Raw genomic sequence first — 18,581 nt, 5'->3', positions numbered from 1 at the left:
AGTTATGCGGCCTGCTGGTTGACGCTGCTCTCCGCCAGCTCCGTCAGCTTCTGGTCGGTTTCCCGCTCTTCTTCCAAGGTTTCGGCCAGGAGCGTAGCCGCCTCCTCGTTGCCGAGCTGCTTCGCCCACGCGATGAGCGTGCCGTAACGCGTCATCTCATAGTGCTCGACAGCCTGCGCCGAAGCTATCAGGGCAGCGTCGAGGACCTGCTTGTCATCGACATCGCCGCTGACGTCATCGGCCTCTTCAAGGATGCCATCGATTGCCGGGCAATCCACACCCTTGACCGACTCGCCGATCAGCTCGAAGACCTGTTCAAGCTTGGCAATATGACCCCTGGTCTGCTCGAGGTGCTCTTCAAATCCGGCCTTAAGATCTGGAGCCGTGGCTTTCTCAACCATAGTCGGCAGGTTTTTTTCGATCTGCTGTTCGGCATAGTAGATGTCCTGCAGGGTGTGCAGGAACAGGTCATTGAGCGTCTGGATGTCTTTTGAAAACAAGCCCATCGGTAGGTCCTTTCGAGAAATTGCGCATTAGGCCTGCTCAGCCCATATGCTCCATCGGTTATTCGGTGGTGTGAAGGCAACGTCGCGTGTGGGGAGCGGTTCCGGTCACGATCATTTTCCTCGCGTTCCCGCGTCCCGCCAGCTTTCGTCGACTTCGGCGGGCTATCGCGGCTCGCGGACCATGCTGAGATAGGTGGGATCAAATTCCGCGATTTCGCGCAGCCGATCCCAATCGATGATGGTGAGGATATGGTCAACCCAACTGACGACACCGATCTTGCGGAGTTCTCCGACAATCCTGTTCATATGGACGACGGACAGCCCCAAGACATCTGCGAGTTCAGCTTGGGTCAGGGGAAGGCGGAAGCTACGCCCCTGTGTTCTTTTCACGACCTCCAGGCGCACGAACAATTCACAGATCAGGTGCGCGAGATGTGCGGTTTTCGACCTTCTTCCCATCGCTACAATCCATTCCCGGTGGATGGCACCGTCAACGAGTGTATCGAGCCAGAGGAGACGGGTCAGGTGGGGTGCCGTTTCCGTGATCCTTCGCAACCTCGCGTGCTCTGCGACGGCGACGCGGCATGGTGTCAAGGCAACAATCCCGTGATCCATGGTCTTCAGCAGGAAGGCGTGAAGGTCAACAAAATCGCCGGGGACCTGCAGGGCGGTAAACTGCCGGCCGCCGTCCTCCAAGACCTTATATCGGGCCGCAATCCCGTCCAGCAGCAATGTGCTGAAGGTCGGCCTCGAACCAGCCGAGACCAAGTCTTGCCCAACCTTGAAATCTCGCCCCACCACTACGGTTTCGGCCAAGATGGCCCTCTCGGCCTCTAGAACAACATCGTGTTGTTCAAGCTGCAAAAACAAGGGCTCAAGCATGGTTCCTCTAAGCCGCCTGCGGTGGTTGCGAACCGCACGAGGATGTCGACTTTGGCCTAACTGATACTAAAAAGCCAGACGAGAGGAACTGCGTGTGAAGCCGGAGATTGAGGACTCGACAAGGCACGCCCGCGATGAACCGCTATTTTTTCGACGTATACAACAACGAAGGAGCGGTTCTCGACCAGGAGGGCCAACTCTTCATGTCCGCAGAGGTTGCACGAGCCGAGGCGATGCGGATCCTTTGTGATGTCGCCCGCGACGAAATTAGCGATCAGGCGTTTGCCAAACTCGTCGTCCGGATGCGAAGTTCAGCCGGCTCGCTAATCTTCGAGGGTTCTCTGGTTTTGACTTCTCGATGGATTGGTTGAGTGGGGCTATGGATGGGACAGCCCGGTCTAGTTGATCGTTTCCCCGTACCCCAATTCCTTCAACTGCTCCGCCGCTACTGCTAGAAGTCCCATGCCAATCTCGGTCGGCGTCCACCCAGACTGAAGGGCCAGTTCACGGAGACGCACGACGTGGGGCACCAACGCTTCTTTGCATGCTTGGCCCCGGGGTAAGTTGCCGCATGGACCTAGTACGGTGGCGTTCCACTTGGGATTCTTCATCGTCCCGCTCCGTCGTCTGAAGAGAAACTTTAGGATCCGTGTGTAGTTCCCGACATCAAATCCTCTCTTCGTAACGCATGATGTTGTCAGGGCTCGCCATCACTGGAACCCTCCCGTTTTAATTCGGGGGGACACGGATGCCGTTTGTCGCCGACCCTGAACCATTGTCTCGTATGGCTGAGGTACTCGACCGTCATTGATGCCGCCATGGCATGGATCAAGCCACGCAGACGAGCGACCATATGATCCGCGATCTGAATGGGTCTCTGGAACCTGGCGTAGAATGGCAAATGGATGTTACCGATCACGCCGGCGAAGTAGTATTATTGCTGAATTTTTCAGCATGGTCTTGAAAATCTAAATTATAATGATGATTTGGCATAACATATATTATAATAATGCAACTATTTGATGGTTTGCATAATTTAGTTAGATAATTAACTTCTGTTCTTTTACGGCGCCTACCGAGGTTAGCTTTTTCGAACTTCTGCTTTCTGACCGTCGCTGTATTTTGGGCGCTGATGAAAAATTGACGGTTTGGATCCGCAGTGTTGTGACTTTGATCGAAGCTATTATGTGGGCGTCCGAGCGGGAGACCGCCACCTCGTGAAACCAACTATTGAAGAAGCGCTTTTTCGCTATCGGAGGAGCTCAGTCGATAGCAAAGCTCGCCGAGGATCCCAAGCACAAGATAGCGTGCGGCCGGTACGCCGACGGCGCCCGGTCGACAACAGAACGTCCGCGGTCAGGCGCCTCAGAGGTTTGTCGCCATTAGGCCTTCGGCCTGCGGTTTGCAGAACCGTTGTTGGCGAAGATGGGCTGCGGTTTGCGTCCGAGCCCCGCAGCTTTAGCGAGCGTTGATCTTTGAGCCGCGTAGGTCGGTGCGATCATCGGGTAATCCGGCTTCAATCCCCATTTCTCGCGGTATCCGTCCGGACTGGCTCCGTAGCGCACCGCGAGATGCCGTTTCAGTGATTTGAACAGGAACCAGGCAACGATCCATGACAGTATCGAGGAGCTGGCGGACAAGATCGACGCGGTGCTGTGCCGGCGCCGATCGAGGTGATGGATGGCAGGAATAAGCACCGACAGCTTCTCGTCGATCGACAGCTTTCCGTCTTCGGCCGTATGGCGGTGCATCGGATCGCGGAACATTACCATCTGACATATCCCTGACAATGAGATTTGCTGCAACGTCCAACGCGCGACGAGGTTCCGGGCGAGAGTAGTCATGGCAGGCGTAATCCAGGTTATGACCCCGCTGGAGTTCCTGGGATTGGACCGTAGGCGCATGGTTGCGGCTGCGGTTACGTCCCCTAGTGACAGCATGTTCTGCGCGTATCTGGTGGGGTCTACGAGGTGGCTAGCCACCCACCGAAACTAGGTAATCTCATAGTAGAAATCGCAGATCAGATCGGCGACTTTCACAGCTTCGAAGTCCGTCATGTGGGCCGCGTTTTCGACAGCGACCGTCTCCAAATCATCCTGATCGATCGCCAGGAGATCCAGCAATTTTGCAAATTTTATTTTGAGTTCGCGGTCGCCGTCGAATTCATCGATCGTGACGTTCAGAATGTTTTCGTTCGCCTCAATCAGCCTGGCCTGAATGCTATCTGTGGAGGCTGCTAGCGCCCGGATCGCAACGAAGAAGTGTTCACGGGCATTGGTATAATTGTCGTCCATTTTGGCACCTCAACGGGTAACAGCGCGCCCTGGACGTGGGGTGCGACCTGCGACGTACGCCGTTCATAGGCAGGTGTCAACAACCCGGTGCCAGCTAAGCTGCATCAAGGACAGCGATCCCGCGCCGCGCTCCGCTACGAACAATCAGAGCAGCGCGCTGCCGCCAGACGGGCGAAAATGTACCAGATACCGACGAGTTGGCGGAGCGCGTCATCGCCGCCGAAAGCGCGGTCAGCAAGCTCAATGCAGACCTGACCAGCGTCAAGGAAGTGACTGCTGAAGTGACCCGATGGATGCTGATGGGGCTCGGCGCCTTGGGCATTACCGGCATGGCGGCGGCGGCGCTTGGCGTCACTCCTCACGAGGCGGCTAGTCGGGGCGTCAGAACTTGCAATCCCAGACGCAAACGCAGATCTCGGCGAAGGCGAAGGCGAAGGCATCTGGCTCACGTTCGAAACTCTGGAATAGGTGTTGCCACCCGTTCCCACTATCCTGGCTGGCGCAGCCACCATCGTGACCAAAGTGCAGAAATCAGATCATTACGGTCTCCCCGATTTTAGTAAAGACCCATAGCGCGAACGCAATGATAGCGATGAGCACGGCGTATTCCAAAATACGAAGCAAAGGGGCCATACCAATCGCTTTCCAACGCGTGACGGCACTGCTTAAAGCCGGCCGCCTGCCGGACCAATATTCTCGCAACCAACCCCGCTGCCGCTCGTTTTGACCGCTGCTGGATGATCCCAGCGCACTTCTTGAACTTGCCCGCTGATCTCCTCCAAGGGATAGCGGGCCTTTTTTGTTCCATCAGCGGAACCTGATATGCGGCTGCAAGTTTCCGTGACGGCAGTCCGAGAGCGATTGCCCGCCAAGTTTCCACCAAGCCTTGGCAGGACTCGCCTCTTCCCCAAGTCGAGGTAAGCCCACTACTGCGTGATGACGTCTGCCCGCTGCCGAAAGGTGGCGGGCTTTTTTGGTCCAGTTTGCAGATCGCGCGACGCCAGATGGAACCGCAGTACGAGCGTGAATGTTGTTGCTCCGCGCCGTTCCTTCCTCCGAATGGCGTTCCCCAAACTGACCCGCCGCCTCCCAGGCGCGGGTTTTTTTGGAACCAATTGCGAGCGGAGAAGTTTTGTTCGTGCTCGGCTGCCCCCTCGACCGAGTAGAAATAAAAGCCCGTCACCCGCCCCCGCGATGGCGGGCTTTCCATTAGATGGCGACTAGGTGAGTTGTCCGGAGGTTAAATTAACTCATTCCGGTAAAGTAAAAGGATATGCCGGCACCGATAGCCGCAAAGCCGATGATGAAGACCATGAACGCCTCAAACCCGTTGCTGCGGTTCCCGATTCTGTCCATGGGTCTGCCCTTCCTTAGCGATCAGCAGAATTTCAACGTACTTCGCCAAAAAAGGTTGCGGGCGGCCCTAATTGATAACCGCATCTTTGCACCTCCTGCATAAGGCAGCTCGCGACTGTGCGGCTGTTCGCGTGCTCATGTTTAGGTCTCCTCAACGATGCCACCTGATGACGGGAATGTAGGCTTCAGGGATGTGAAACCCAAATGATGATCGGGGCATTGGTCGGCAAGTTCGATGGTGACAGCCACCGGATGGAGCAACGGCCAGTCGCACCTTTCGATTTCATTAAGCAGGGCCTAGACTTCTTAGTTCCCGTACCGCAGGCTGCTGCCGGGATTTAGGGGGTATTGTATGCGATTGTCGAAGCGCCTTTCAGGCTTCGTATTGGGCGGTTTGTGCGGCGGTCTTTCAGGCGAAGCTCTTGCTGCCGAGACAGTAACTTACGACTGGAACGGCGCTTATATCGGCGTGCAGGCCGGCAAGGGTTGGAGTAAGCCCAAATGGGATGCACCGCCTCCAGTCACCGTATTCAGCAGCATTGACGGAGACGGTTCGCTCGGCGGCATCTACGGTGGTTACAATTTCCAGGTCGGTAACTGGGTTTTGGGCGTCGAGGGCGAATTCCTATTCGCAGATATCGATAAGTCCGGCGATAGACTCGCCAACTGCGAAGAGGCCATGGCCTTCTGTGCCAGCAAGATCAAATGGACGGGAGACGTATCGGCGAGGGCAGGTGTAGCGCTTGATCGCGCTCTGCTCTACGCGACAACCGGCGTGGCCTTCGTAGGTATGGACAACTACATCGGAGGCCAGGAAAACGGACCAAGTCCAGGCGCACTCTATGTGAAGGGATCGGACAATCGCGTTGGATGGACGGTGGGCGCAGGTTTCGAGTACGGATTTTCCAAACACCTCACTGGTCGGTTTGAATACAGCTATTACGATTTTGGTTCGGCTGCCAAGCCAATGCAAGAGATCGGCACCTCAGGCGAAATTCCCGGCTTCGACCGCAGCCTCACAGCACAGGCGGTTAAGTTTGGTATCAGTTACAAGTTCTGAAACGAGCGCCGTTTGAGTGCCATGGCAGCGGACGACCGCTGCCCATCAAAGCGCGTTGCAAAAGCATCCCGACCAGCGGCCTGTGGTGAAGATATAGCCCATCGCATATGGGGGGCACTCGCAACGCTGTCACCAAGCTCAACGACGACATGGCGACCGTCAAGGAAGTGATGGCCGAGGTGACGCGCTGGAAGCTGACGGGGCTTGGCGCCCCTGCGGGATGGGTGCGACGGCGCTTGCATCGCTGGTCACGGCGTAGTGGACGACATTTGGCGAGTGCAGCGCGGTGGGTGAGGGAACCTTGAATGTCTGAAGTGGTTTGGCTTCAAAGGAGAACCATGCCATGCACCCGAAATCATCGCGCGATATGCCCGGCCCCAACACCCGCAAGGACACAGACCGGGAGACTCGAGAAGCGGTCGTCAAAACGCCCGACAAGACGAACGACTGGGATCGTGATCAGGTCCATGGCGAGGGCGAGACCATCGGCATCGAATCCGAACGCGACGACAATCTCGCAACAGCCGAAACCAATACCGGTATTCAAATGGATGGCGAAGTTGTCGAGGAAGACGATGACAACCCGTATCAGAACAGCGACGACGCATTGCCTGACGATGAAGAAGAGGCCGCCATCACCCGTCATCCGACCCGGGAAGGTCGGTTTGACGAGACCTAGCTACCAGGCGCCAGCGTACCGGGGCCGGATATGCCTAAATTCTGAGACGGTGCGGCACCCACGTCCTTGTGGTCGGCTTACCATGGCATCAACGCGCAAGAAATGTCTCGCAAGTTAAAAATGCCGGTGAAAGATGATCGCAACCAGCTCCACCGCCGCCCGTTGACTAACGCTGGGTTTGTGATCCCAGCACTCCTGAACTTGCCCGCTGATCTCCCCCAAGGGACAGCGGGCCTTTTTTGCCCATAAGCGGAACCTGACATTCGCAGGCTGGTTCTTGCGGTGCGGCATCCTCCGCTGCGGCTACGGGGATTTGCTCTTAGCCGGGCCCGCTTCTACCGCCATTGCGGCGGGCCCACTTGACTGCGTACCTCGTCTCCTCTGCCGAAGGGTGGGTTTTTTTGGACCAAGGGAACATTGCCGAGGAGCCAGCGGAACCGGTAGAGCACCAAGGGTATTGAAGCGCTGTACTTTCCATTCAGTACTCCCCAAACTTGCCGCTGCCTTCCCTGCACGGGCTTTTTGTTGGAACCGATCACGCCGGGGGAAGTTCTCAAAGTGCTCGGTGTTCCCTCCGCCGAGCGGACAAACAAGGCCCGTCACCATTTTCGTGGTGGCGGGCTTTTCGTGTTCTCGGGTCGACCAGCTCACGTTGCGGAAGGCACTTTGCCGGCTTGAGGGCCAACCGGGGGATATCCATGAAGAAAGCTTACCAAAAGCCTGAACTCACCAAGCGCGAGAAGCTGTCGAGCGTTGTAGCTCAAGCAGTGTCGCCACCGCCACCTCCTCCTCCTCTCTTCTAGACTGAGTGATTTTCGAAACGACAGCATCAGCCCGCTGGTTCCGGCCGGCGGGCTTTTTGTTGAACGGTTCTCAAAGTGCCTGGTCGTCCCTCGTCTAAGCGGACAAACAAGAGCCCGTCGCTGACTTCAGACCCGTGGCGGGTTACTCTTTTTTGCCCGCAGATCTCCCCTCACAGCGGTGCGTCTTTTCAATTTTAGTTTGTATGATTGGCAGGCCCGGAGCGAGGACGCCATCTGTGGCTGGGTTTTGCAGAAGGGGGTTCAATGCGAAAGAGTTACGCTCGTCTGACACTGGTAAGAAAGGACCGGCTGTCGAGTGTCACCGCCACCCCTGGCGCTTCCGGGATTACAGGTCCCACTGGCCCAACGGGTCCCACTCGCCCAAGAGGTCCTACGGCCCCCACCGGTCCTCTCTAACATATAGGGTTGGCGTGCAGGCGGGTTTTGCCCGTCACACGTTAGTTGCGCCCCTGGCCGGCGTGCTGTGAGGATGCTGCTCGTCGCCCTTGTGATGCTGTTTTTCATGGCCTTTTGATTATGGCTGGTCTGATTTCCGGCCCGGACACGGCCCCTATTACCGGCGCCCCCGGGAGCCTGATGATCCTGGCGCCGTCCTTGGCTTAGCGACTCATGCCCTGGCTCTTCGTGCCGACACCTCGCGCAAGTCGCGCTGATCGACTGCCTGACCGCAACTCGGACAGGGTCTCAGTTTCTTCCTCTCTACTGGCTCGCTTCCGTGGCGCTTCCCGGGGATCGGTGGTCCAAGGTCTGATAGCTTGGTCATCACTGACCTTTAAGAGCCTTCGCCGCCAACTCCAACGCGTCGCGATCGTTGCTGTGCTTTGCGATTGCGGGCCTTTTGTACCTTCCGCTCGGTGACACAAATGATGAATCGGTGCTAGAAATCGGCTCGCCGATCCTTTGCGGCAGTTCCATAGCTCGCCCGCTGCTCTCCCCTGAGCAGCGGGCTTTTTATCTTATCAGCACACCGGAACAGCGCGGTAACTAGCAGGTTGAGGCATATGCAGCGCCCGTCCCTTGGTCGCGCTGCTGACCAAGGGCAAACTTGGTCGGCCCGCGCATCCCCAAGGTGTCGCGGGCCATCCTGCGATGGTGAGAACATGGTCAAAATTAGAGCGAAAGCTGCGATAGGGAAGCCTCTCCTTGGGATGCTGCTGGGCGGGTTGTTGCTCGGAGTGATCGGCTGGGGGATCGGCAGGCCGGACGACGAAGAGGTCATGGCCCGCAACTCCGCCGGCGCCGCTATTGTCCACCAGTTATCGGGAACCAATTCTCGCCCATGAGATCGAATATCCGCTCGGTTGTCCTTCGACCGAGCGGGCAAAAGAGAACCCGTCAGTCACTGTTTTCGCAGTGGCGGGCCTTCCCGTGCCTTATGCTAGACGGCATCAGGCGAAACGCGGGGAGGGGCGTCGAATGCGGCTGGTGATATTCACGGTTGTTGGGCTGTTCACGGCATCCGGCTTTTTGCTGGCAGCTGAACTTGTGATCGGTGGCCGTAGGTTGACAGCCGGCGCCAACGCAAGGCAGTTTGCCGGCGAGGGTAAGCGAGGAGCATATAATGAAGAAGACGTATGAAAAGCCGGTTCTGACCAAGCACCAGCGCCTGCCGACGATCACTGCGCAGGCCATTCCTGTCTCACCAGTTCAGAATACCTAAGCGCCTGGTAAGGTGAAACCACACCCGCTGGCTCCGGCCGGCGGGCTTTTTCTTGTCGATCGAAGACCGAGAGCAAGACCGCCAAGAAGGGATCGAGCGCCTCCGGTGCAACGCCCCTCGGGGCCTCCACGCCAAGAAATCGTCAGCGGTGGTTCGGTCCGTTGGATCGGGACCCACGCCACCGAGAGCATGCTCGACATAAAGGTGCATCTCCGATGGGGAGAAGCGGAGTCGCCAGTCTTTGTCTTCGGCGAGAACGAGCGTTCGAGTGGCGCGGTCTCCTTTTTGGGAGATGATGGCCATCGGATAGTGAGCGCGTCAATCGTCAGAAATCCGTCTTGCCTTGCAGGAGGCCCTTAAGCGGCCTTAACTCGTCGAACGGTCGCATGGCCATCCCTTTCGGCCGAATCGAACCCATCTTACCGTTCACACGGACTTCTAGCGCGACGGCATCGGGTAAAATGGTTTCGACAGAATTCGTGGCCAAATTCGAAGGGGTAGCTGATTTCTTGGAGGCGGTCGGGCATCCGATCAGATTATTGATCTTGGCCCATCGTCTCGATGGCGAACCCGGGTAAACGTGTTGTTAGACAAGCTGGGCTTTGACCTTTCACAAGCGTCCCTACCCATCATCTGGCTAAGCTGCGCAAAGCTGGACTGGTGAATGCCCGCCGGGATAGCTAGTGGATATATTATTCCTGTCAATCGGCCGCTGTGCACGCGTTGTTCGCGTTCGCGCAATATCTGTCGATGCCCGCACCGATGCGTGATAGATCCGTTCAAGCGCCCGTTTGCCGTTACCCATTCCAGTTGCACCTGTCCGCCGGCTCCGGCCTGCCTCGTCGGCTCGTACCTAGAGGCTGAAACTATACTCAAAGACGTGGCCACGCTGTTCGTCGGTCACGCGGACCCATATAGGCTCGTTGGTGCGCAGGTTAACTTCGCGCTCAGTTGCTTCCCGGGCGGCCCTTAAAGGCGTGGTCGCATTAACAACGTGCGTTGCGGTAACGGCATCGCCGTCCATCTCCTCGACATGATATTTAGGCACTATAGCGCTCCCAGGCGTTAATCCAGACGCGCAACGTCCAGATCAGGTCTTTGTTGCAGCGATGCCTCGCATCAGACTGCGGAAAGCGGTTGCCAACCTACGGTCGTTGCCTGACCACCGCCGCTAAGAGCGACCGCTCCTCACGGACCCCACTCCGAAATAGGGCGAGAATTCGAGCTGCCAGGATTTGGTTGTCGATCGACGAAGGGTCCAGACCTAAGTCGCGGCAGGCATGGTCAAAAACTCGTTTGCACATATCGACGTCCTCAGGTTCAAGAACCCCTTCCAGGATGCGGGTCGGCATCTTGTCTATTCAACCTCCTCTGTTGAAGCCGCAGTTCGTGGAACGAAATACATCCGATGCGCTCAATAACAAATGATGGATCCGGCGGAAAATTTCGCTGGGAACCATTTTAATAATCAAGCTTTCTTGGGCCCGACAGACCCGAGGAGGCAGTCATGACCCGACGAAAGGTTGACCGCGAAAAAATCGAAAGGGCTGACCGTGAATGCAAAGCTATTTTGGACGCGGAGCGCAGAGCCAGGGAAGCAAAGACAGCGAGATTGAGGGCGCAACGTCTCGCAGCGAAGGAGTCGGAACCGAAGGCCAGTCGCGAGCTTAATGCTCCATGAGCAAGCGCGGCATCAACTTTCTTGACGAGTGGATGGCTGAAAACCTGCCCGATACCATAACTGACGATCCAATAGCGATCGGCGCCCTTGCTGATCGAGCGCTGGAAGCCGCGCGAAAGGCGGGCATCGCCAGCACGGAAATCAGCGAGGAAGTCCCGAGCGTGTTCGAGGTCATCGCCGAAGCAATGGCCAGGCACGATGCTATGCCTTGACCTGATACGCACCGATTGACTCGTTTCCCAAGCGTTCCCATTTTGGTCTTCCGCAGCGGTAGGACGGTGCTTTGTGCATGCGTCGCCGACATGGTGCGGCGTTCGAGTTTTCCCACCCCTGGCGAGGCCGGTCTGGAATGGTCGCCCGGCCGACACCTATCCGATCATCATCCGCGAAGAGCTTTCCACATCCATGGCCCGCTTCATGTCAGCCAAGTGGGGACTGGTTCCCGGATGGGCGCGCGATGGCAGCGGCCGTCCGCGCGCGTCAACGCGCGTTGCTAGACAATCGCGACCAGCGGCATGTTCCTTAAGGGTTACACTTCAAGGCGCTGCAAGGTGCCGGTGGACGGCTGTTTCGAGTGGCAAAAGCTCGATGCACCGGGCAAGAAGAAGCAGCCCTATGCCATCGCCATGAGGTCGGGCGAGCCCTTCGCCATGGCCGGCATCTGGAAAGAGTATGCCGACAAGGCGACAGCCGGGTTTGTCCGCACCTTTGCCATTGCGCCCTGCGAGCCGAACGAACTGATGGCGACCATCCAAGATCGGATGCCTGTCAGCCTGGCGCCCGAGGACTACATGCGCTGGCTTGGGCCGCAGTCGGATCCATCGGACCTGTTGAAACCGTATCCATCCGACCTGATGAAATATGGCCGATCGCCTATGTGGGCACTCGCAACACGCGCGACATCATCGACGAAATAGGTGTGGGCCAGCCACGCATTCGACGTTGAGAAGCCATAGGAATATTATCTTGGTCGCAGTTCTCCTTTTTCACAATCATCTATCGTACAGCGTGCGGCTTCAGGGATGTTACCGGCCCAATGATCCAGGAAGTTGATGCCGCGTGTGCTCATCGGTCATCAATTTCGATCTCCACCAGCTTATGTTCCAGCCTTGTCGATGGTATGTTGATCCCGTCATGACGATGCTCTCTGACCTGGGGCCGCCAACCCCCGGCAAGCTGCACGGCGGGGACATCCCGGAAAAGCAGCATTTCTACCAATGCCCTTATTGCGGCCAGAAGGTCGACCAACGCGACTTGCGTCAGGTTTATTACCATGAAGGGCCAAGGCACGAGCCGTTGGAGCTGGAAGATGGCGCCACAATTATTATATTTCCGAGGCTCCAGGAATAGAATCGCCGCGACAAGAAAGCCCGCCGACCCGAGCCAGCGGCTGTTTGCGAGCCGGAACTAACGACACCGCAACGGTAACAGCCTCGTTTGCTTGGGTTTGGGTATTCATTCAGCCGGGGGACCAATGGGCTCTTGTTTCCGAACGGCGCAGGACACCGCGCCAGGCCTAGATGCGTGTTGTAGACGACAACCCCAGCCTGGTGAGTTGCCCATCCGCGAAGTACAGAGCATCCGCCTCAATCGCGAAAACTCTTGAATACGCATTGCCCTTCCGTTCGGTGATCGTTACGTGCCATTCGCCCAAGGAACAGCCAAGCTCTACCGATGGCACGGCGGGAGAGGCTTTTATGATTGCCATGGCTCTTCCCTAACATCGACGGGCGGCTTAGCGTGGCCCGCGCCCTGTCCAAGCAACGCACGGGCCGACCAAGTTCCGCAGCTTGGCGAGCGGCGAGGCCGCTAAAGGAGTCGGGCCGCGTCATCGCTAACTTGCGGCCCGCATATTAGGTTCCGCTTATAAGCAAAAAGGCCCGCTGTCCGTCGGGGAGATCGGCGGACAATATATGCGTGGTACTCCGCTTTGCGCCAATGGGTTGGTTGCTCGCTTTATGCTATGATTCGAGCCGTGGGAAAGAAGCAAAAACCAGTCACCGGAAGCGTCGCCGATCTCGAGATTACCACCGAGGCCCGATACTTTGCCCGCAAGTGCGGACTTAGTCCGGAAGAGGCTCAGAAACTTCTCGACGAAGCCAATAATAAGGCTGGATCACATTCTGTCGATCACAAAAAAGGGCCGCCACCGGAGAGGTCTTGGTAGCGGGCAAGTTGGGAGTGCTGGGATCATCCAGCGGCGATCAACGATCGGAGGCGGAGTTGGTTGCTGGCTGATCAATTGACGGGACGTGTCCCCGTCTCACCCCACAAGCAAGCGGCGAGCTTTCCACCGTTGCGGTGGAGGACCTTCTCGATCGCGGACGCTCAGCTTTGAATCTCCATTGGTTCAAGTTCTTTGTCTACCACACTGTTTGCCATATCATCCGCCATTGGCCGTTTGCCCTATTTCAGTTCGGCACGGCGCGCTGCGCCAGCGTTTGTATGCAGGTCGCATTCCGCTCGGGTGTAAGCTTCACAGCGCAGCTAGGCGCCACGGTGCGATCGATCCTGATCGGCAACCGTCTTGCCTGTGCGGCGTTGATGGGCTGTGGGAGGTCAAAGGCGAGCGGGCCCAGCAATGATGGCGCTCTCGTCACGGACACGCTTCGCAAACCGAACTGACCAGTAACTGTGGCTTAGACGCAAATGGGCTTTGCAAGGAAACTTCGGACCGCGCTCGGGCTCAGACGAAAACCCGACGCAATTCCGCTGCATGCATCAATAGGGAGAAAAACGGAGTTCTACACAAAGCCAAGCAACATATTTGGCTGTGACGAAACTTCCCCGCTACGGATAGGAGCATTCTGCTCCATCGCCGACGAAGCGCTGTTCCTTTGCCGCGCCAATCATCCGATGCACTTGGTCTCAACTTATGCATTCCAAGTTCACATCACTAAGACGATGGGCTTCTTCGAAGATTTGGTGCCAGCCGGACCGACCGAAATTGGCAACGACGTATGGATCGGCCGACGTGCAATCATCATGCCAGGAATACGGATTGGAGACGGCGCCGTCGTCGGGGCCGGCTCGATCGTAACGAAGGACGTGGCGTCTTACGCGATCGTGGCTGGAAATCCCGCCAGGTTCATCCGCAGCAGATTTACCGACGCCCAGATCGAGAGCTTGCTCGAAATCCGATGGTGGGAGTGGAGCGACGAGAAGATCATAGCCGAACAGCCTCGCTTCTTTGGGCCGATAGACGCCTTCATTGCAGCCCACTCTAACGGCTCTTAGCTGTCGTCTACGATAAGCTGGGTGTCGCCCGTATTCAGGCCCATGGGATGTTCCTTCATTTAGAGATTGGCTATGGTCGGCGCCGGGGAGCGGGCCGATGAAACGAAACTGGGTAAAGCTGCCGAAGCCGTGGGCGGAATTGCGCTCCGGCCTACGCGATCACGTTGCCGCCAAGGCAGGCGAGATCCACACCTATGATGGCGGGTACGTGAGGCTGGTGGATGGTCTGTGGCAGGTTGTGTTCAGCGGCGACGCAAACGATGCGGATATGGTGCTGAATGCGCTGCGGAAGCCGAATTGACGCTAGAATTGCTCTTAGGCTGGCTCCTTTCCGGAATTTCGATTGACCGCAAAGATGTAAAGAGCAGCCAGCAGGAGTTCGAATGCGGGCGTGAGAACAATGATCTCTACCAGGCCCCAAGCCAGGATTAGGATCATCCCCACAAAGATCCCCCGCCGAAGATCAGAAGCCTCCGCCGCCTTCGCAATTTCTCGCATCGCGAGCCAGACATAGGAGCAGTACGAGACAACGCCGATCTGCCCAAAATTTACCGCTAAGCACAACACAGAGTTATGCGGTTCCAGGTCATGCTGTTGCCCAACTCAACCAAACCACCGAGCGCGGCGCGCCAGTCAGTGGATGCCACTACTGCTTCAATTCCGGAGCGCCAATACGCTAACCTCGCCAGTATCGACGCCGCTCCTGAAACATGCGGCACGTAACCTTCCGCGGAATAGAGAATAGCAGCGCGACGGCGATGAGCGCTGCCGCCGAAACCGATGCCTTCAAGGGTCGACCTTCCTCCTCGCGAGATAGATGCTCCAAGTTGGAAAGGCGGCGCGATTAGCCAGACCGCATGACGCCCGGCTCCTCCGTCGGCGGCTCGCTGGTTTCCCTCAAGGGTGAATTGTCGAAAACCACATCTGAATAATTGACTGTAGCGACCAGATAGCCCGCCTCGTCATAGACCCTTGTGACCGATCCGGATTGATCGAGGCCAGTGGGAGCACCCGCGACAAGTGCCGCGTGAGCCCTTTCGACTGCTCGCGGGCTAGCCAGGTCTGAGCTCGCCAACTCTTCCACGGATATCGTGGTCTGGTCGAATTCGGTGGTTTCAAAGCGGAACTTTGGCATCGACATCTCCTGTTACCAACCAATGTCCGTCGAGGCGTTGCGTTCCCAAGCATGGTCGGTTGCGCGGTCCGCTGGATGCTGGAAGGCAAACGCCGTCACTGCTGGTTTCAGCACAGGCTCGTGCGGATGGATTATGCGAACGTCTCGAACCCGGGTGAAGCGATGACGATAGCGCCGCGGTGCTCGCGCGGGGGGTATAAAGTCAGATCTCGACCCAACGCGTCTCAAGGTTGGCCGGCTCTATCTTGAGGTTGACCGATCGGTCTCCCAGAGGCCTTGTCTTGTGAATGACACCCTTGGGGACGGTTACCAAATCGGCCGGGCCAAGTTCAACCGACGAATCCTCGAATTCGATGAGGGCCGTCCTGTCTATACCGACAAAGATTTCATCTGAATCTGGGTGGGAATGCAGCCCGTACGGTTCGGTCATAACGCTGAGGCGAAGGACATGGTCGTTCAATGCGGCAACCACGACGTTCCGGTACTGGCTTGCCCCGGCGGCTTGCACTGCAATTGAGAAGAGATTGGTTTTGTCGGCCATTGATCTATCTTCCCCGATTACGCAATGCCTTAACGTCGCCGGGCCCGATCGCGTTGCCTCGCCCCGGAGCGGTCTCGGCATGGTAGCCACGACTTTGCGCTCGCTGAAGGGGCCGCACGTTAGATGTTGAGCCTATATCCGCAAAGCGATGCTCGAAAGGCCCAGGCCAGGCCGATTTGGTGCGATCTAGAAGATCCGCAACCTGCGGAGATTGCCGAGGTCAAAAAGACTGCCGGTGTCGACGTGCCAAGTCGCGAAAGTCTAAGCGAGATCGAAAGTTCAAGTCGGCTGAGAACCCGCGACGGTGTCCTCTCCATGAGCGTTCCCATGGTGACACATGCCGAAGGCGTCGGTCCGCAGATCGCGCCGGTCGGTTTCATCCTTACGCGCAAGCTCTTGGTCACGGTCCGGTTCACCGCCCTTCCGGCTTTTGATGCGGTGGCCTCACGTTTTGACAAGCCTGCGGAACGTCCAGGTTCGAGCCTTGAGGTGTTCATCGATTTATGTAGCGAACTCATCGATCGCCTGGCCGACGGCCTGGAAGAGGCGGCGACGGAGTTGCGAAGCCTGTCGACAACCGCCTTCCACGCGCCCGACGGGCAGGGCCGGAAATCCGTACGCTCCAACAAGCTTGTGCGCGCCCGATTGCGCCAGGTCGGTCGGCTGGGAGACATTCTTTCGGAAAAGCGGGACGTGCTTCTTGCTCTGGGCCGGGCTGTCGATTTTGCTTGTGAAATGACCGCAGAATGGGACGACGGAAAATTGAAGCCGCGTATGGCCGACCTGAAACAGGACGTCGCTTCGTTGAACGACTACGAAGTTCACCTGTCCGACAAAGTGCAATTCCTGCTTGATGCCATCGTTGGATTGATCGGGATTGCCCAGAACGACATCTTCAAGATCCTCACGATCGTTTCGATCGTCGGCATTCCTCCGACGCTGATTGCAGGTATCTACGGCATGAACTTCAAGTTCATTCCAGAATATGACTGGGTCTACGGCTATCCCTATGGCCTGGCTTTAATCGCCCTGAGCGCGATTGCGCCACTCGTATGGTTCAAATGGAGGGGATGGTTCTGAGAAGGGATGCGAAAGCTGAAGTGCACTTTCTTGGACCTCGTCATCCGTCATATCTCCATCCCCGCGCAGCCTCCGCCAACGATAGCGCCTGTCACTCAGCGGGCGTGAGCATGGTCGTAGCGCTTTGATTTCCACTTGCGCCGTGACGAGTTCGAGCGCCCCCGTTTTCGTTCCATGAGGAGACATCGCAGGGCTTGATGGTCGCCCGAGCCAGCTTCATATGGCGCCCTTCACCGGGGGCTGTCGGTCCCGCATCCCGCCTCACGGCGGCGCTATGCTGATGCTCCTTCGGCCGCCCTGTTTAGCCGGTCTCAGGGCCACGAACCTGCTCCAGCGCCGAACTGACCAATTCCCGCCGGCGGACATTTCGATGCTTCCGCCTTGTACGCCCTTTTTCACATTGGTCGGGAGAGGAGGCGCTCTCCCGACGGAGAGTTAGAGAAGGGTCGGTTTTTTCGCGACGGGTTGAATGCGGAAGGAGAGGCCTTCTGCGCCCGTCGCGGAGAACCGCGATGTCTGTCCAGACCAATCGAACCCACGCCGGCGCCGACCGGTCGAACCTCTACGACGAGATCACCGGCAAAATAATAGCTGAACTGGAAGCGGGTCGTTTTCCCTGGGTTCAGCCATGGGGGACTTCCGTGGCAAAAGCGTCGCTCTCCCTGCCGCAGAACGCCAGTACGCGTCGCGCGTATAGCGGGATCAACGTGCTTATCCTCTGGGGTGCCGTGGTCGAACGTGGATTCCCAACACAGAGTTGGATAACCTATCGACAAGCTTTCGCGCTCGGTGGCAACGTCCGCCGAGGCGAGCACGGGACAACGGTCGTTTATGCCGATCGTTTTGTCCCGGACCACGAGAAGAAGCGCGCTCGCGACACGGGTGAGGATGCCCAGGCCATACCGTTCCTCAAGCGCTTCACCGTTTTCAACATCGAGCAATGTGAAGGACTACCTGACGAAGTGGCAGCCTCGGCTGCGCCGCCGGTGGCAAGCCCGATCGAACCGCGCGTCGAGGCGCTGATCAAGGCCACCGCTATCGATTTCCGTATTGGCGGCGACAAGGCGTTCTATGTGCCTACTCACGATTATATCCAGGTGCCCCCGCCCCAGGCTTACTTCGAGCCGATCAATTGGCATCGGACAGCCTTGCATGAGCTCGGACATGCCACTGGCCACAGTTCACGCCTGGATCGCAAATCCTCCGGCTCTACCGCCTCGAGAGAATACGCGTTCGAGGAACTCGTGGCCGAGATCAACGCGGCCTTCTGCTGCGCGGCCCTGGGCGTCGTGCCCACGGTTCGGCATGCGGACTATATTGGCTCATGGCTAGAGGTTCTACGCGAGGACAATCGTGCCATCGTTCGTGCAGCCAGCCAAGCCAGCAAGGCGGCCGAGTGGCTTCTAGGCCACCTACCGGAAAAGGTCGAAGCATCAATCGAGTTGGGCGAAGGCAACGATAGAAGGGCTGCATAACCATCGTTGACCGGAAACCTCACGGGCCGTCCGGTCGGCCACGCCGCTCACCATCGTTTCAAGCGGAAACCGCGTTCACCGCCACAGCCTTTCGCAAGCGTGCCCGCCGTGCCACGTCGGCGGTCGATCGACGGCGTGCCGGATCGTGCTGGCAGGAGAGGGAGAGGGTTG

General features: G+C 57.7%; 17 protein-coding genes. 11 read left to right on the top strand and 6 right to left on the bottom strand.

The genetic code is table 11. The features are described from left to right. Positions 1-2 precede the first annotated feature (2 nt). Entirely contained in the window at positions 3-506 is a 504-nt protein-coding gene (locus FJ977_RS23595) for a ferritin-like domain-containing protein (protein ID WP_140774558.1), read from the bottom strand. Between the two features lie 162 nt (positions 507-668). Next, positions 669-1,388, bottom strand: a complete 720-nt coding sequence (locus tag FJ977_RS23590; RefSeq protein WP_140774557.1) for a Crp/Fnr family transcriptional regulator — start codon at positions 1,386-1,388, stop codon at positions 669-671. Between the two features lie 134 nt (positions 1,389-1,522). Here FJ977_RS23590 and FJ977_RS23585 point away from each other — a divergent pair, with 134 nt between their 5' ends. Continuing rightward, positions 1,523-1,759 (top strand): hypothetical protein, encoded by a 237-nt coding sequence (locus FJ977_RS23585; protein WP_140774556.1) that lies wholly within the window; start codon positions 1,523-1,525, stop codon positions 1,757-1,759. A gap of 1,011 nt (positions 1,760-2,770) precedes the next feature. Here the strand turns inward: FJ977_RS23585 and FJ977_RS23580 are convergent. Next, complete coding sequence (locus FJ977_RS23580) at positions 2,771-3,160, bottom strand: MucR family transcriptional regulator (protein WP_244735370.1); 390 nt, start codon at positions 3,158-3,160, stop codon at positions 2,771-2,773. Between the two features lie 219 nt (positions 3,161-3,379). After that, the gene (locus tag FJ977_RS23575) at positions 3,380-3,682 is read right to left on the bottom strand and encodes a hypothetical protein (RefSeq protein WP_140774555.1); all 303 of its coding nucleotides are present in this window, start codon (positions 3,680-3,682) and stop codon (positions 3,380-3,382) included. A 197-nt stretch (positions 3,683-3,879) separates the two neighbouring features. Here FJ977_RS23575 and FJ977_RS36405 point away from each other — a divergent pair, with 197 nt between their 5' ends. The 8 genes from FJ977_RS36405 (at position 3,880) to FJ977_RS23505 (ending at position 14,480) form a co-directional block, all read left to right on the top strand. Then, positions 3,880-4,242, top strand: a complete 363-nt coding sequence (locus FJ977_RS36405; RefSeq protein WP_246683292.1) for a DUF1515 family protein — start codon at positions 3,880-3,882, stop codon at positions 4,240-4,242. 1,148 nt (positions 4,243-5,390) lie between these two features. Continuing rightward, entirely contained in the window at positions 5,391-6,098 is a 708-nt protein-coding gene (locus tag FJ977_RS23565; RefSeq protein ID WP_140774554.1) for an outer membrane protein, read from the top strand. A 343-nt stretch (positions 6,099-6,441) separates the two neighbouring features. Then, on the top strand, positions 6,442-6,777 hold the full coding sequence (locus FJ977_RS23555) for a hypothetical protein (protein WP_140774553.1): 336 nt from the start codon (positions 6,442-6,444) through the stop codon (positions 6,775-6,777). A gap of 4,161 nt (positions 6,778-10,938) precedes the next feature. Further along, a complete protein-coding gene (locus FJ977_RS23535) occupies positions 10,939-11,154 on the top strand; it encodes a DUF768 domain-containing protein (protein WP_140774551.1) in 216 nt (71 codons plus the stop codon). 303 nt (positions 11,155-11,457) lie between these two features. Beyond that, positions 11,458-11,859 carry an SOS response-associated peptidase family protein gene (locus tag FJ977_RS36400; protein ID WP_244735374.1) on the top strand — a complete coding sequence of 134 codons (402 nt, stop codon included), beginning with the start codon at positions 11,458-11,460 and terminating at the stop codon, positions 11,857-11,859. A gap of 217 nt (positions 11,860-12,076) precedes the next feature. Continuing rightward, the gene (locus tag FJ977_RS23520; RefSeq protein ID WP_140774549.1) at positions 12,077-12,292 is read left to right on the top strand and encodes a hypothetical protein; all 216 of its coding nucleotides are present in this window, start codon (positions 12,077-12,079) and stop codon (positions 12,290-12,292) included. Between the two features lie 1,299 nt (positions 12,293-13,591). Beyond that, positions 13,592-14,179 carry a CatB-related O-acetyltransferase gene (locus FJ977_RS36790; protein ID WP_140774547.1) on the top strand — a complete coding sequence of 196 codons (588 nt, stop codon included), beginning with the start codon at positions 13,592-13,594 and terminating at the stop codon, positions 14,177-14,179. 97 nt (positions 14,180-14,276) lie between these two features. Beyond that, positions 14,277-14,480 (top strand): hypothetical protein, encoded by a 204-nt coding sequence (locus FJ977_RS23505; protein WP_140774546.1) that lies wholly within the window; start codon positions 14,277-14,279, stop codon positions 14,478-14,480. A gap of 543 nt (positions 14,481-15,023) precedes the next feature. Here the strand turns inward: FJ977_RS23505 and FJ977_RS23500 are convergent. Together FJ977_RS23500 and FJ977_RS23495 are read right to left on the bottom strand one after the other, a co-directional pair. After that, positions 15,024-15,314, bottom strand: a complete 291-nt coding sequence (locus FJ977_RS23500) for a hypothetical protein (RefSeq protein WP_140774545.1) — start codon at positions 15,312-15,314, stop codon at positions 15,024-15,026. Positions 15,315-15,516: 202 nt separating this feature from the next. Continuing rightward, on the bottom strand, positions 15,517-15,855 hold the full coding sequence (locus FJ977_RS23495) for a cupin domain-containing protein (protein WP_140774544.1): 339 nt from the start codon (positions 15,853-15,855) through the stop codon (positions 15,517-15,519). Positions 15,856-15,978: 123 nt separating this feature from the next. On the opposite strand from FJ977_RS23495, the gene FJ977_RS23490 reads away from it, so the two are divergent. Next, positions 15,979-16,935 carry a magnesium transporter CorA family protein gene (locus tag FJ977_RS23490; RefSeq protein WP_140774543.1) on the top strand — a complete coding sequence of 319 codons (957 nt, stop codon included), beginning with the start codon at positions 15,979-15,981 and terminating at the stop codon, positions 16,933-16,935. Between the two features lie 512 nt (positions 16,936-17,447). Next, positions 17,448-18,410: a zincin-like metallopeptidase domain-containing protein gene (locus FJ977_RS23485; RefSeq protein ID WP_140774542.1), complete on the top strand. Its 963-nt coding sequence runs from the start codon at positions 17,448-17,450 to the stop codon at positions 18,408-18,410. Positions 18,411-18,581: the final 171 nt, after the last annotated feature.

It is taken from the genome of Mesorhizobium sp. B2-1-3A, from assembly GCF_006442655.1.
Classification (GTDB): Bacteria; Pseudomonadota; Alphaproteobacteria; order Rhizobiales; family Rhizobiaceae; genus Mesorhizobium.
This window is presented reverse-complemented; position numbering and strand designations above follow the sequence as displayed.

Bases quoted from the DNA above. Each gene is read 5' to 3' on its own strand.
- FJ977_RS23565 (WP_140774554.1), top strand. From the start codon at position 5,391: ATGCGATTGTCGAAGCGCCTTTCAGGCTTCGTATTGGGCGGTTTGTGC.
- FJ977_RS36790 (WP_140774547.1), top strand. From the start codon at position 13,592: ATGGGCTTTGCAAGGAAACTTCGGACCGCGCTCGGGCTCAGACGAAAA.
- FJ977_RS23580 (WP_244735370.1), bottom strand. From the start codon at position 3,160: ATGGTAATGTTCCGCGATCCGATGCACCGCCATACGGCCGAAGACGGA.
- FJ977_RS23535 (WP_140774551.1), top strand. From the start codon at position 10,939: ATGAGCAAGCGCGGCATCAACTTTCTTGACGAGTGGATGGCTGAAAAC.
- FJ977_RS23490 (WP_140774543.1), top strand. From the start codon at position 15,979: ATGTTGAGCCTATATCCGCAAAGCGATGCTCGAAAGGCCCAGGCCAGG.
- FJ977_RS23505 (WP_140774546.1), top strand. From the start codon at position 14,277: ATGAAACGAAACTGGGTAAAGCTGCCGAAGCCGTGGGCGGAATTGCGC.
- FJ977_RS23500 (WP_140774545.1), bottom strand. From the start codon at position 15,314: ATGCCAAAGTTCCGCTTTGAAACCACCGAATTCGACCAGACCACGATA.
- FJ977_RS23585 (WP_140774556.1), top strand. From the start codon at position 1,523: ATGAACCGCTATTTTTTCGACGTATACAACAACGAAGGAGCGGTTCTC.
- FJ977_RS23590 (WP_140774557.1), bottom strand. From the start codon at position 1,388: ATGCTTGAGCCCTTGTTTTTGCAGCTTGAACAACACGATGTTGTTCTA.
- FJ977_RS23595 (WP_140774558.1), bottom strand. From the start codon at position 506: ATGGGCTTGTTTTCAAAAGACATCCAGACGCTCAATGACCTGTTCCTG.
- FJ977_RS23495 (WP_140774544.1), bottom strand. From the start codon at position 15,855: ATGGCCGACAAAACCAATCTCTTCTCAATTGCAGTGCAAGCCGCCGGG.
- FJ977_RS23555 (WP_140774553.1), top strand. From the start codon at position 6,442: ATGCACCCGAAATCATCGCGCGATATGCCCGGCCCCAACACCCGCAAG.
- FJ977_RS36400 (WP_244735374.1), top strand. From the start codon at position 11,458: ATGTTCCTTAAGGGTTACACTTCAAGGCGCTGCAAGGTGCCGGTGGAC.
- FJ977_RS23575 (WP_140774555.1), bottom strand. From the start codon at position 3,682: ATGGACGACAATTATACCAATGCCCGTGAACACTTCTTCGTTGCGATC.
- FJ977_RS23520 (WP_140774549.1), top strand. From the start codon at position 12,077: ATGACGATGCTCTCTGACCTGGGGCCGCCAACCCCCGGCAAGCTGCAC.
- FJ977_RS23485 (WP_140774542.1), top strand. From the start codon at position 17,448: ATGTCTGTCCAGACCAATCGAACCCACGCCGGCGCCGACCGGTCGAAC.